Source organism: Streptomyces sp. NPDC051020, assembly GCF_040683105.1.
Classification (GTDB): Bacteria; Actinomycetota; Actinomycetes; order Streptomycetales; family Streptomycetaceae; genus Streptomyces.
In genome coordinates, this window is record NZ_JBFBCG010000021.1 from 63,188 (window position 1) to 76,022 (window position 12,835).

Genomic DNA, 12,835 nt, shown 5'->3' on the forward strand with positions numbered 1-12,835 from the left:
CGACCACTGAGCCTGCACGGCGGGCGGACTGTACAGCAGCATTCACCTTGCGATCACGCCCACGGACATCCCTGCCGAATCGACCCGAATGACCGCGAAGGGCTCACCATGGGACGTGTGGTCGCCGCCGCCCGGCAGCTCGCACCACACCGCCTTGGTGCCGGGGCCCTGCTCCACGCCCCGCAGATCGCGCAACGGCAGTCCGACACCGGCGAGATCGTGCACGGCGCAACGGCGGCGTCGTCGTCGCAGCCGGCACGGGTCCGGCACCATGCCGCTTTCCGCCGTCCGCGGGCGAGACGTCCTCGCTCCCTTTCAGTTGGGGCGCTCACCCCGGCGCGTACGAGGAGCGGCGGCGCCGGGGCACAGCTCAGCGGTGACGGTGCCGGGCTTGCGCCATCGACTTCGCGTAAGAGGACGTAGCGCTCATCGAGGTATTCGCTGGAGGCGCTGTCGAAGATCCGGTCCCGGGTCGCTACACGCCGGGACGGTTCGGCCCTCGCCCCCTGCGCACGCCGGTCGCCGACCGCGTACGGGTGGCGTTCGCCTGTCTGGATCCCCGTGCCCGCTGCAGAGCCTGATGGACCGACCAGGCGACGGACACCAGCGGAACAATCACCACCGCTCCGAGCACCCCCGCCGCGATCGCGCCACCGATCACCGAGAGTGCGACCACGACTGGATGCAGGCGGACTGCCCAGCTCATCACGATCGGGTGCAGCAGGTGCCCCTCGATCTGGCCGATGATGACGATCAGCGCGATGACAACGACCGCTACGAGCGGGCCCTTTGACGCAAGAGCCACGACGGCAGCCACTGCGAGGGCGATGGGCGAACCGATCAGTGGGACGAAGGCGGCGAAGAACTCCAGCAGCGCCAGCGGAATCGCCAGCGGCACTCCGAGTACGAAGAGGGCAAGTCCCACGAGTACGGAGTTGGTAGTGGCCACCACGACGATGCCGTGGGTGTACCCGGTGAACGTCCGCCACGCCGCTCGGCCCGCGATCTCCATTCGCTCCCGCGCCGTCGCCGGAAACTGTTCGCACAGCCAGTCCCACTGCCGGTCGCCCGAGTGGATGAAGAAGACCGAGCAGAACAGCGCGAGAGCGAACACGGTCATCACCTCGACCAGCCGGCCCACGCCGCTGAGCGCCGTGCTGATCAGGGTGGACCGATGGCTGGACAGGTACTGGCCGATCCGGACCTGCAAGTCGCTCAGTGCCCCGGGGTTCAACCGGAACGGTGGCTTCTCCAGCCACCGCTCGATCCTGGCAAGGCCCTCGCTGAACTGCCGCTCCAGCCCGGCACGTTCTCCAGCGACCGCCTCACCGACCAAGGACAGCACGCCGAGGACCAGGACGATACTGCCGAGGAGCGTCACCGCCACCGCGAGTGGCCGCGGCATCACACGAGCCAGGAGGTCAGCCGCCGGGCGCAACAACGCGGTGACAACCAGGCCGAGGAAGACTGCTACCGCAACCTCGTGAAACCGTCCCAGCACGGAAAAGACGGCGTAGACGACAGCTCCCACGACGAGCGTCCGCCAGGCGTAGGCAGCGGCCGTCCGCAGCGCGGGGGGCACATGCAGTTCCTGCGTCGGGTCGGCCGCTGCGCGCTGCGAGCCCAGGTCCCGAGGCGTGGCACCTCTGATGCCACGCATCGCCTGGCGCGACGCCGCACGGACCGGAGACCTCCGCCTTCCAGGCCGGGAGCCGGGGTCCGGATTGTCGGGCTGGAGATGCGATCGCCTGGGCATTCCTTGCTGGTACCAGACGGCGCCGCGTCCCCCCGGCTCCCACGGCTGCACACTCGCGACGTCACCCGACAGGCGCAGTCGCTGGTTCCCGACGGAGATCGCAGGCTGATTGCCCGCGAGGACGGCCACGGGTCAAACAGGCGGGGCCGGGACGCAACTGCGGCAGCAGCCCGGCTGACTGCCCTCGTCGGTGAACTGTTCGCCCAGGAGCCGCACTTCCGGCGGCGGTGGGCCTCCCACCGCGCCGCCGTCACGAACCCGGTCCGCATCCGGGGTGCTTCCTTGTCCATTCCGCCGGGTGGAGCAATCGACTGGTTCGGTGCCGGATGCCGACCAAGACTGGTCCCGTCAGGGCCGCCGGTTTCCGGCCCGCCATGGGGGGAACCGACCCATCGAGCTTGAGGGAGCACCCGTGGGCCTCACGATTCTGCGAGCCGGTCAGGGAACATGGCTGTTCCTCGCCCCCGCGAGATGCACGCTCGTACCGCGGAGCGCTCCCGGCGTGCCGTCGGCATCCGGGCAAGCAGCGGCGGACCTCAGGCGCGGAGTCGGTGGCATGCAGTCGACGGAAGCGAGATGAGACCGTGCCCAGGTCCGCGCACACCCGGCTGATCGTGCTGCGGCACGCCAAGTCGGCCTGGCCGGAGGGTGTAGCCGACGATGAGCGTCCGCTCGCCGGGCGGGGCCGCCGGGACGCCCCGGCGGCCGGGCGGTGGCTGCGCGAGGCTCGGTGCGTGCCCGAACTGGTCATCTGCTCTACCTCCAGGCGTACCCGTGAGACATGGGAGCTTGTCGCGGCGGAACTCGGTGCGGTTCCGGAGGTGGTCTTCGAACCGCGGGTCTACGAGGCAACCGCCTCCGCCCTGCTCGATGTGGTGCGTGCGGTTCCGGAGCGGCGGCGGACCGTGCTGCTGATCGGCCATCAACCAGGCGTACAGGACCTGGTCCTGTCCCTGGCCGGAGAAGGTGACGACCAGGCACTCGCTGGGGTCCACGGAAAGTTCCCGACCTCGGCCATCGCCGTGCTCCTGTTCCCGGGCCCGTGGGCCCGGCTCGAACCCGGCAGCGCGGCACTCACCGCCTTCGCGATTCCCCGCGGCCTGACCGTCAGGCGTTGAGCACCCCCGCCCCCAGCAGGGCGAACACCAGCGCTCCGACGACGATCCGGTCGTTGACAAGGCCATGGGAGGAGCGCTGGGCATCGAACCTCAACAGCCAGGCGAGGCGTATGCGACCACAGGGCCCGGTCGGCCCGCCTCGGCCTCACGCGGCCGGCCGGGGTGTGGCCACCCGGCGGAGAGGCTGAGGCGCGGCCTGCCCCTCCGCCCTGTCTGCCGTTACCCGGGAGCCCTGGGCATCCCTGCCTACGCTCTTGCCGGATTCACCGGATGCACGCGTCCTGCTCACCAGTTGGGTGAGCGTGAGCTGCCTGGCCATGACCCCCCGGGCCGGCCGACGTCGACGGGGCTGGTGACGGGGCGTGTGGCAGCCCTCCGCCGGGGCGGGCACGTACATCTGCTGCCGTCGGCCGGTGTCGCGGGCGAGAGCATCGCGGAGCAGGGGCAGGTGCGCGCTCACCGCTGCGAGGCAGTCGTGTTCGTCCCGGCAGGCGGAGCAGGTCGTCAGGTGGGCGCGGACCAGAGTGGTTTCGTCGGCGGCGAGGGAATTGAGTGCGTATCCGGCCAGCAGCTCACGGATCGTGCTGCATTCCTGGGGTGTGGTGAACATGGCGGGTGTCCTCTCGGTGCGGGGGGGGCCGCGCGGTCGGTGCGGCCATGGAGTTCAGGCGCGGGCGCCATCCTGGTCCTGTTCGGTGACGTCCACGGTGGACGTGGTCTGTTCGGCGGGGCTGTCCTGGTGGCTGTGGGTCGCCTTCGATCGGCGGGGCCTCCGCTCTGCGGGCAGGCCCGGCGCCGGGAGCGGAAGACTGCGGCTGCGAACAGCAGCGGGAAGATCCAGGAGGTTCAGCCGTGGATCAGGGATGCGGTGGGCCGGCGGCGCAGCGAATGATGCGCGGTGCCGTGGGCGCCGGGACTGTGGCCCGGGGCGTGCGGTCGGCGAATCCTGCGCCGATCAGGCGTCGCGTCGCTTGAGGAGCCAGGCCGCGAGGCCCAGGAGGGCGGCTGCGTATCCGGCGAACAGTGACAGACCTGTCCAGGGGGCCATCGAGGGATCGGGGACGACGGAGAGCACGGCTTGTCCGGCGTTGCTGGGCAGGTAGGGGTCGATGTGCTGAGCCCAGTCGGCCGGAAGCAGGGCGCCCAGTCCGGGCAGGACGAGCAGGATGCCCACCAGCGTGGCGATGGCTCCCGCAGAGCTGCGGATGATGGCGCCCAGGGCAACGCCGAACAGTCCGACGACAGTGAGGTAGAGGGCGGTTCCGAAAACCACACGGGTGACGCCGGGGTCGGAGAGATGCGTGTCCAGGTGAGCGGAGGACAGGACAGCCTGGCCACCGAAGAAGGCGGCGAAAGCGGCTGCGGTCATCAGGACGAGGACGACGCCGGTGAAGACGGCGGCCTTGGCCACCAGCATGGGCAGCCGCCTGGGGACGGCCGTGAGCGTGGCGTGGATCAGTCCGGTGGAGTACTCACCCGTGAACACCATGACGCCGAGGACACCGATGGCCAGCTGTGCGGGCCGGTACATGCCCAGGCTGACCTCGGCTCCGTTGAAGTGCGCCAGTTCCCGCGCGTCGAGGTGGCCTGCCCGCAGGTGACTGACCAGCATGCCCAACCCGACCATCGCCATCACGGCGGTCAGCAAGGTGATCGACGTGGAGCGCACGGTGCGCAGCTTGATCCATTCGGACTTGAGGACCCGCCGCAGGGTCACCTTGCCGGGGCGCGCTGTCGAGTCGAGCGGGTACGTAAGGACCGTAGTCACAACGTGCTCCTTACCTCGAACGGCTCGCCGGTGCTGTTGGCGCGGTACTCGACCGCGTCCCGGGTCAGTTCCATGAATGCCTCCTCCAGAGAGATCCTCTGGGGAGAGAGTTCGAGCAGGGTGAGCCCGTGCACGGCGGCGACCGTGCCGATGTGGTCACTCGTCAGGCCGACTACCTCCAAGGTGTGGGGCGCGCAGGAGGTGAGGGTGACATCCGGGCCGGCCAGCAGACGTTTCAAGCGGCCGATTTCCGGGCACCGCACGCGCACCACGGTGCGGGCCGCGCCGCGGGTGAATTCCTCGACCGAGGTGTCGGCGATGAGCCGGCCGCGGCCGATGACGACGAGATGTTCGGCGGTGAGCGCCATCTCGTTCATCAAATGCGACGAGACGAACACCGTGCGCCCCTCCCCCGCCAAGCTCTTGAGGAGATTCCGAATCCACCGGATGCCCTCCGGGTCGAGGCCGTTGACCGGCTCGTCGAGGATGACCGTGGCAGGGTCGCCGAGAAGCGCACTGGCGATGCCGAGACGCTGGCCCATGCCCAGGGAGAACCCGCCGGCCCGCTTGTTGGCGACATCGCGCAGGCCTACGAGGTCGATGACCTCGTTCACGCGCCGGCGGGGGATGCCAGTGGTGGCGGCCAGGGCCAGCAGGTGGTGGTAAGCGGTGCGGCCGGTGTGGATGGCGCGGGCCTCCAGCATCGCCCCGACCTCGCGCAAGGGCGCTTCGTGCATTGCATAGGGGCGGCCGTTGACCGTGACACGCCCCGCGGTGGGGGCGTCCAGGCCGAGGATGAGCCGCATGGTGGTGGATTTACCAGCCCCGTTGGGACCGAGGAACCCCGTCACGACGCCGGGGCGGACCGTGAAGGACAAGTCCTCGACGGCCGTTCTGTCGCCGTACCTCTTGGTCAGGCAGTGGGCTTCGATCATTGCGAAACCTCCGTTCACCACCTCACTTTCGCGCGGGGACGGCCCCTTGCGCATCGTCCCCGTGCAGCGATTCCGGGGTACCACGTCCGTGGTACGGAGTCCGCCGGCCTACAGCGGGGACGGAACTCGGCACGTACCTGTGCCGGAGATTACGCGGATGTTGCTGAGCGGCTCGGCTCCATCGCCGGGCTGACCAGGCCGCTCTGGTAGGCGATGACCACGAGCTGGGCCCGGTCACGAGCCGCCAGCTTGGTCATGGCCCGGTTGACGTGGGTTTTGGCGGTCAGCGGGCTGATGACCAGGCGATCGGCGATCTCTTCGTTCGACAGTCCCAGCGCGACGAGCGCCAGGACATCGCGTTCCCGTGGTGTCAGGCACTCCAGCCGCTCGTGCATGGCTGCCGGGCACGCTTCCGGCTGCGTCAGGAATCGCGTGATCAGCGCTCGGGCGGCAGACGGGCACAGCAGCGCCTCCCCGGCGGCGATCGTGCGGACGGCCTCGAGAAGCTCCTCGGGCCGCGCCCCCTTGCCGAGAAAGCCGCTCGCACCCGCGCGCAGCGCCTCGGCGACGTACTCGTCCTCCTCGAAGGTGGTCAGAATGAGGACCTTCACCTCTGCGAGGTCCTCCGACTCGCCGATCAGCCGCGTCGCGGCGAGGCCGTCCATCTCGGGCATGCGGATGTCCATCAGGAGCACATCCGGGTGCTGTGCATGGGCCAGCTCCACTGCCTCGCGGCCGTTGGATGCCTCGCCCACGGTCTCCATGTCGTCCGCAGAATCGAACAGCATCCTGAAGGTGCCCCTCAGCAGGGCCTGGTCATCGGCGAGCAGTACGCGGATCGTCATACCCATCTCTCCTCGGCGGTCCGTTCGTTGCCGGACCGCCCGTGGCCGTTGCGGCTCGCAGGGGCAGATCGGCAGTCACAGCGAAGCCGCCCTGCGGGCGGGCTCCCGCGTACAGCGTGCCCCCGACGATGGCTGCCCGCTCGCGCATCCCGATCAGCCCGTGCCCCGTTCCCTGGGTCGGCTGGTGGTTCGGTCCGACGCGTCCGTCGTCCTCGATGGTGATCGTCAGCCATTCGGGGCGGTAGTGCAGGAACAATCGGGCGTGGTCCGCGCCGGCGTGCTTGTGCACATTGGTCAGGGCCTCCTGCACGATGCGGTAGGCGGCCAGGTCGACTGCCGGCGCCAGAGGTTCACTGACACCCCGCTGACTGTGCCTGACAGCCAGGCCGGCGCCTTCGAACGACGCCAGCAGAGCCGGTAGCTGCGTCAGACCCGGCATCGGATCGCGCGGCGTCGCCGGATCACCCGACTGCCGTAGCAGGCCGACGGTCACGCGAAGTTCATCCAGCGCCGACCGGCTGGTGTCCCGGATGTTCTCCAGAGCGGCGAGTGTCTGCTCCGGCTGCCGCTCCGCGAGATGGACGGCGACGCCTGCCTGAGCGTTGATCAAGGCGATGTGGTGCGCGACGACGTCGTGCAGCTCGCGCGCGATCCGGACCCGCTCAGCCGCCACCCGCTGCTGTGCCTCCTGCTCACGGGTCCGCTCCGCGTTCTCCGCCCGTTCCTCCACGGCTGCCACATAGGCACGGCGTGACCGCACCGCGTCCCCGATGGCGGCCGACAGAGCCGTCCACGCCAGCATCACCGCCTTCTCCGGCTCCAGCCACGATCCCGGGGCGAACACCACGGCCGCCCCCACCAGGACTGCGGCCGTGATCGACGTCGCGGTCCAGGTGGTGCGCCGGTCGGTCCGCACCGCCACGGTGTAGACGGACACATCGACCGGGCTTGCCACCACCGGGCTCTCCCGGAATCCGAGCACCTGAAAAAGCACTCCGCAGCCGACCGCGACAGCCAGTACGCCGAATGGGTGACGGCGCCGCCACATCAACGCCGAGCAGCCGACCGCCGCCAGCACCACGCCCTGCCACCGGTACTCGATCCGGTGCTCGTCCGGCACAACAGCAGAAGCCACAACCGACAGCGCGAACAGCACGGCCGACAGCAGCGCGTCCACCACGCCAGGCCTGGCTCGTGCTTCCCGCCTCCAACCGTTGATGACTGCCATCTCACCACCGTAAGCGCGGTGGCCGGGCCAGGCATCGCGTCACTTCGGCACGGCAGTCCCCGGGCACGGCGTCGTTGACCGGGCAGGGTGAGGGCCTGAAGGCCGGGCCGGCGGCCTCCATCGGGGTCGCCACGCCGGTACGCTCCGGCCAGCGGCACAAGCTGCGGGCTTTCCTTCGGTCGGCCGGGCGCGGTCCGTTCTCCGCTGAGCGCGCGACCCCAGATGGCAGTGCTGTCCGCCCAGGCCATCCAGGTGCGAGTGCGGCGGCCGTCCTCGACCGGGACAATGAAGGAGCCTGCCGGGGCTGTGGTCCGGCTCGGTCGGGACGCGGCCCAGGCCGTCCCTGGGCTGCCGCCGCCAAGGCCGACGACAACGCCTCGAGGTGCATGCCCCCGCCCCCCGGGGCCGTGCTCCCGCGGACGGCAGGCACGCGCCGTCTGCCAGAATGGGCGCTCGCCTCGGAGCGTGGCGAAACCGCCATGCTCGTCTCACCACAGGAGAGCACGCAGTTGTCCCAGAAGCACGCGGCCCAGTCCGACAGCAGCGACCGCAACGATCTGCAGGCCGACTGCGCGAGCTGCTTCGGACTGTGCTGTGTCGCGCTGCCCTTCGCCCGTTCCGCAGACTTCGCGGTGGACAAGGACGCCGGGAAGCCGTGCGTGAACCTTCAGACGGACTTCCGCTGCGGCATCCACACACGTCTGCGGGAGAAGGGCTTCCAGGGCTGCACCGTGTTCGACTGCTTCGGTGCGGGCCAGAAGGTCTCGCAGGTCACCTTCGGCGGAACGGATTGGCGGCAGGCGCCGGAGACTGCCCGCCCGATGTTCGAGGTCCTGCCGGTGATGCGGCAGCTCCACGAACTGCTCTGGTACGTCACCGAGGCCCTCGACCTCGCGCCGGCCCGCCCCGTCCACCCGGACCTGCGCCGTGCGCTGAAGCGCGTCGACGGCCTCACCCGGGGGGATGCCGCATCGTTCACGGACCTTGACGTGGCGGCGCTGCGCGACGATGTGAACGCTCTGCTGCTGCGGACCAGTGACCTGGTGCGGGCCGAGGTGCCCGGCCGCAAGAAGAACCACCGGGGAGCCCAGCTGATCGGGGCCAGGCTGGGCGGCGCCCGCCTGCGGGGTGCCAGTCTCCGCGGTGCCTGCCTCATCGGGGCCGACCTCAAGAAGGCCGACCTGCGCGTGGCCGACCTGATCGGGGCTGACTTGCGAGGCGCCGACCTGAGCGGAGCCGACCTCACCGGGAGCATCTTCCTCACCCAGGCCCAGCTCAACGCGGCCCAGGGCGACTCGGCCACCAAGCTGCCTGCCGCCCTCGCCCGTCCCGCGCACTGGTAGCCGGCGGCGGGGCCACGACGACCGCGGTCGCCACGATGCCTGCGCCACCCGCCGGGCCGCCGGTGAGCCGGCGGCAGAGCACCCACCCTCTGCCGCCGTTCCCCGCGGTCTGCGGTGATGGTGCGTCAGCCGTGGTAATTGATGTAGCCGTTGCGGTCGGGGTCGGAGCCGCTCTTGGTGTAGGCGTGGACGTCCGCCCGACTGCCTGACGGCTTGTACAGGTAGATGGTGTCCTTGTCGTTGTTCCAGATGAAGTTGCAGTTCTGGCGGTAGACGACGTTCTTGGCGTCGGAGTCGGTGCCGTGGCCTCCCCGCAGCTTTATGTAGTCGCCGGGCTCGAGGTAGTGGCTGGTCGAGAAGGTGAAGCGGTTGCCCGCGGCGTCCTTGACGACGTAGCCCTTGAGATTGACGGTCGCCTTCGACGAGTAGTTCTTGATCGTCAGGTACTCGTCCTTGGTGTTCCCGGTGGAGCACCTGTTGGAGTCCGGGCCCGGCGCGTCGTACTGGACACCCTTGATCTTCAGCGCCGACGAGTACTCGGCTGCCTGCGCCGGGGCAACGGCAACAGCCGCGATGGCCCCGGCAGCGGCGACAGTGGATATGGCATGGCGTATGCGCATGAGGAAGTCCCCCCAGTGGTGCGGATGAAGCGCCTGGAGCATACACAACCCGTGATGAAGAGATGCAGAAAACTTGATGGATGTGTGAAGACGGCCGCGCGGCGCATGTCCGTCATCCCTCAAGTACGCTGCGCAGCTGGTGAATTGACGGCGACGCACGCGGGTCGACGCGGGGCAGCCGGTCGAACGCCGGAGCCTGCTACCTGGTCCTGCCTCCGGCCGTCGCGGCCCTGGCGGTCCCGGGCCGACGGCGCCCGGCCGTGCCGGCCGCGCTCGTGGCCACCCGCCTGCGCCCGCGCCCGGCGGCCCGTATCCCTGCCACGGCCGCGTGGGATCACAGTCTTCTCCGTCTACGTGGCACCGCCGAACCAAGGGTTGGCGCCCCGCCAGAAAGGCTGTCGCCAGGATGCAATTCCCGGGCCCCGGCCCGCACTTGCCACATCTGCCGTAGCAGTGATCGGTGATAGATCCGGCCGGCGCGTGGCCTCGCAACGGACTCAAGGCCGACGCGAGACCACGCTGAGGGCCGCCCTGGGAAGGGGGTGACCGCCGTCACACTGCCTACTGGATGCCAGGGATCTCGCGGGCCTTGAACGCGGCACGGACCGCGTCCGCCGCGCTCTTGCCGTACATGCGTTGCGCCGTCGCAATCGTCGTCACCGCGGCGTCCTCGAAGCTGGTGTCGGGCGCGAAGCCGAACTGAGCGTTGACGATGACGCGGTCGGCCACCCTGGCGCCGAGCGCCCCGCGGATGTCCAGGAGTGCGCGGGACCAGATCTCGCCGTCCGCGTGCACCTCGCCCACCCGGTCCCGGTACACCTTGTTCCCGTCGATCCGGCGCAGACAATGCGGGGCGACGCTGTAGGCGACCGAGTCCCAGTCGGCGACGCACGCCAGGTCGGCCTTGCGGGGCCAGCCGTACCGGGCGTCCGCATGGGCGCCGACCTCGACTGCCAGGTAGTCGCCGAAGGCCTCACCGATCGCCCCGGCCTCCGGGGAGGTGCCGAAGCCGGGCACCTGGGCGTTGTGCACCGCGTGTCCGTACTCGTGAACGATCACCTCGGCGTCCTCGGCATCGTCCACGCCGCCCTTGCCGAAGCGGATCTCGGCCTTCTTGTCGGTGAAGAAGGAGTTGTCCGCACCCCACTGGTTGATACGGACGGGCTGCGCACGGTTGTTGGCGCCGGGCAGTTCGCTGCCGAAGCCGAGGCCCTGCAGGTACTCCTGTGCCTCATTGACCCAGAAGTAGGCCATGACCTGCTCGAACTGGTCGTCGTGCCGGGTGTAGGTGCCGGCGTCGGCGGTCTTCGCGGGGGCGCCGGTCTCCGACCTGATGTAGGCCCACCGTCCGGAGAGTCCGCCACTGCCGTCGAGATTGCGCAACGCGGCGGAGGCATAGCTCGAGGCGGGAACGGCGTCGGCCGAGTCCTTGGCATCGAAGAGCGACTGGTCGCCCGAGGACTGGACGGGGTTGACCATGAATACCCGGGCCTGTGGTTCGGCCGGGGCTGGGACTGCGCCCGAGGCCGAGGCCGCTCCGGCCGGAGCGAGCAGAGCCACGGTGGCGGTGGCCGCGGCAATCAGGCCGCGGGGTGTGCGGCGAGTCATGTACATCCTCCCGTGCTGGGATGTGGTGCGGTGGCGTGTCGAATAGCGGGGGATGGCGTGGTGCGAGCGTGATCCTTGCGCACGGGCCCTTCTTTGGCCAGGCCTTGAACGCGTTCTTTGGCCAGGCCTTGAACGCGTTTCCCACTCACAGCGGCGAGGGCCCCCACCGTGCGGCGGCGCTCTGTTCGTGTGCCGGGACGGTGGGTGTCAGGTCGCCGTGGAACGCCACTCGGCGCCGCGAGATCGGCGTCGTTGGGTGAGGTGCACCGGTACGCCCAGCGCCGCGCTCAGGGCGCGTCTCCGGCCCACGGTCGGCGCCGTTTTACACCGGCCCGGCCGCGGCCAGTCCTGGACGGCCCTGTTCACCGGGCCTGGTCGGGCGATGACCGGGCTCTCGGGCGTGCTTGCGGCTTCCGGAAGCGAACCCACGCGCCGTTTCGTCCATGCGCAGTCGCCGGGCGAGGGGCTCGCACAACCGGCCGGTGCGGTATGCGCTTCGGTCCGGTCTCCTCCCGGTCTCAGATCCCTTCGTCGGCCGACGGCACAGTGACCACGGGGCAGGTTGCCCTGTGCAGCAGCCCATGCGGGACGGAGCCCAGCCGCATACCGGTGAAACCCTCCCGGCCACGGCGGCCGACGATCACAGCCAGCGCATGCTCGGAAGCCTCCGCCAACGCCTCGACAGGATGCCCTCGCAACACCGCGTGGCTCAGGGGAACATCGCGGTAGGCGCTGGACCGCCCCGCAGTTGCCTCATGCAGCTGCCTGTGGCACGCCTCGAGCGCAGCGTCCTCATCGAAAAGCCCTGGCAGCCGCCGCTGCCACACCCACACCGCACGCACGGAGGCGCCTCGCGAGGCAGCGGCCTCCAAGGCGTGTTCCAGCGCGGCCTCGGCCGACCGGCTGGCGTCCACCCCGACCACCAGGTACGGCGGCTCCTCCTCGGTGCGCCCGGCTTCCGGCACCACGGCCACCGGGCAGGCAGCGTGCGCACTGACCGGAACGGTCGTCGAGACAGCACTGAGCATCTCCCCCAGCCGGCCCAGCCGACGCGAGCCGAGGACCACCAGCCGCGCGTGAGCGGACCTCCGTACCAGGACCGGGGCCGGATTGCCATCCGTGATGAAGGTCGTCACCTCAAGACCCGGCTGCCGCTCATGGGCACGAGCCGTCGCCTTGTCGAGCGCCTCGTCGCCCAGCTGGCGCAAGGCCTTGTGGTGTGCCGTCTCCTCGACGCCGCGTACGTGATGGGCCACGGGCAACACGGCGTGGACCAGATGCAGACGCACCCCACGGCGGGCGGCTTCGTCGGCGGCCCAAGCCAGGGCCGCATCGGCCGGCTCCGCGGCGTCGACGCCGAGCATGATCGGGAGTGGTTCACTGGCAGCTGTCATGGCTTCCTCCACCTGTCTGCGTGCACGGAGCAGCAGCCGTGGGCTGCGGCCGCAGCTCATACCTGCACGGTACGCACATGGACGGCGCGGCGGAGGGCCGAGCGGGCCCCGTTCGGAGAGCTGCACCCCAGGGCGAGGAAGGGCTCCAGGGACCTTCGGACCCCTGGTGCGGACTGTTCGGCCCCTGCGTTCGGGAGCGTGGCGCAGTGGACTGGACATG

The 12,835-nt window shown here is 70.0% G+C and carries 12 protein-coding genes; 2 read left to right on the forward strand and 10 right to left on the reverse strand.

What is annotated here, in order from left to right:
- Window positions 1-42 precede the first annotated feature (42 nt).
- Together AB0N06_RS14180 and AB0N06_RS14185 are read right to left on the reverse strand one after the other, a co-directional pair.
- Entirely contained in the window at window positions 43-225 is a 183-nt protein-coding gene (locus AB0N06_RS14180; protein WP_366134951.1) for a hypothetical protein, read from the reverse strand.
- A 250-nt stretch (window positions 226-475) separates the two neighbouring features.
- Window positions 476-1,660 (reverse strand): AI-2E family transporter, encoded by a 1,185-nt coding sequence (locus AB0N06_RS14185; RefSeq protein ID WP_366134952.1) that lies wholly within the window; start codon window positions 1,658-1,660, stop codon window positions 476-478.
- 680 nt (window positions 1,661-2,340) lie between these two features.
- Here AB0N06_RS14185 and AB0N06_RS14190 point away from each other — a divergent pair.
- A complete protein-coding gene (locus AB0N06_RS14190; protein WP_366134953.1) occupies window positions 2,341-2,874 on the forward strand; it encodes a histidine phosphatase family protein in 534 nt (177 codons plus the stop codon).
- Window positions 2,875-3,019: 145 nt separating this feature from the next.
- Here the strand turns inward: AB0N06_RS14190 and AB0N06_RS14195 are convergent, their stop codons facing one another.
- The 5 genes from AB0N06_RS14195 to AB0N06_RS14215 form a co-directional block, all read right to left on the reverse strand.
- The gene (locus AB0N06_RS14195) at window positions 3,020-3,484 is read right to left on the reverse strand and encodes a zf-HC2 domain-containing protein (protein ID WP_366134954.1); all 465 of its coding nucleotides are present in this window, start codon (window positions 3,482-3,484) and stop codon (window positions 3,020-3,022) included.
- Window positions 3,485-3,829: 345 nt separating this feature from the next.
- On the reverse strand, window positions 3,830-4,642 hold the full coding sequence (locus AB0N06_RS14200) for an ABC transporter permease (RefSeq protein ID WP_366134955.1): 813 nt from the start codon (window positions 4,640-4,642) through the stop codon (window positions 3,830-3,832).
- Complete coding sequence (locus AB0N06_RS14205) at window positions 4,639-5,577, reverse strand: ATP-binding cassette domain-containing protein (protein WP_366134956.1); 939 nt, start codon at window positions 5,575-5,577, stop codon at window positions 4,639-4,641. Before AB0N06_RS14205 ends, AB0N06_RS14200 begins: the two co-directional genes overlap by 4 nt.
- Window positions 5,578-5,726: 149 nt before the next feature.
- Window positions 5,727-6,422, reverse strand: coding sequence for a response regulator transcription factor (locus tag AB0N06_RS14210; RefSeq protein WP_366134957.1), 696 nt, complete (start codon window positions 6,420-6,422; stop codon window positions 5,727-5,729).
- Window positions 6,394-7,650, reverse strand: coding sequence for a sensor histidine kinase (locus AB0N06_RS14215; protein ID WP_366134958.1), 1,257 nt, complete (start codon window positions 7,648-7,650; stop codon window positions 6,394-6,396). The genes AB0N06_RS14210 and AB0N06_RS14215 overlap by 29 nt, the downstream gene beginning before the upstream one ends.
- Window positions 7,651-8,159: 509 nt before the next feature.
- Between AB0N06_RS14215 and AB0N06_RS14220 the strand changes: the two genes are divergently transcribed.
- Window positions 8,160-8,993: a pentapeptide repeat-containing protein gene (locus tag AB0N06_RS14220; protein ID WP_366134959.1), complete on the forward strand. Its 834-nt coding sequence runs from the start codon at window positions 8,160-8,162 to the stop codon at window positions 8,991-8,993.
- A gap of 125 nt (window positions 8,994-9,118) precedes the next feature.
- Here the strand turns inward: AB0N06_RS14220 and AB0N06_RS14225 are convergent, their stop codons facing one another.
- The 3 genes from AB0N06_RS14225 to AB0N06_RS14235 form a co-directional block, all read right to left on the reverse strand.
- Complete coding sequence (locus AB0N06_RS14225; protein ID WP_366134960.1) at window positions 9,119-9,613, reverse strand: lamin tail domain-containing protein; 495 nt, start codon at window positions 9,611-9,613, stop codon at window positions 9,119-9,121.
- Window positions 9,614-10,174: 561 nt separating this feature from the next.
- Entirely contained in the window at window positions 10,175-11,221 is a 1,047-nt protein-coding gene (locus tag AB0N06_RS14230; RefSeq protein WP_366134961.1) for a M36 family metallopeptidase, read from the reverse strand.
- A 518-nt stretch (window positions 11,222-11,739) separates the two neighbouring features.
- Window positions 11,740-12,585 (reverse strand): universal stress protein, encoded by an 846-nt coding sequence (locus AB0N06_RS14235; RefSeq protein ID WP_366134962.1) that lies wholly within the window; start codon window positions 12,583-12,585, stop codon window positions 11,740-11,742.
- Window positions 12,586-12,835: the final 250 nt, after the last annotated feature.

Coding starts and splice junctions, on each gene's coding strand:
- AB0N06_RS14185 (WP_366134952.1), bottom strand. CDS start 1,660: ATGCGTGGCATCAGAGGTGCCACGCCTCGGGACCTGGGCTCGCAGCGC.
- AB0N06_RS14195 (WP_366134954.1), bottom strand. CDS start 3,484: ATGTTCACCACACCCCAGGAATGCAGCACGATCCGTGAGCTGCTGGCC.
- AB0N06_RS14205 (WP_366134956.1), bottom strand. CDS start 5,577: ATGATCGAAGCCCACTGCCTGACCAAGAGGTACGGCGACAGAACGGCC.
- AB0N06_RS14210 (WP_366134957.1), bottom strand. CDS start 6,422: ATGACGATCCGCGTACTGCTCGCCGATGACCAGGCCCTGCTGAGGGGC.
- AB0N06_RS14215 (WP_366134958.1), bottom strand. CDS start 7,650: ATGGCAGTCATCAACGGTTGGAGGCGGGAAGCACGAGCCAGGCCTGGC.
- AB0N06_RS14225 (WP_366134960.1), bottom strand. CDS start 9,613: ATGCGCATACGCCATGCCATATCCACTGTCGCCGCTGCCGGGGCCATC.
- AB0N06_RS14230 (WP_366134961.1), bottom strand. CDS start 11,221: ATGACTCGCCGCACACCCCGCGGCCTGATTGCCGCGGCCACCGCCACC.
- AB0N06_RS14235 (WP_366134962.1), bottom strand. CDS start 12,585: ATGCTCGGCGTCGACGCCGCGGAGCCGGCCGATGCGGCCCTGGCTTGG.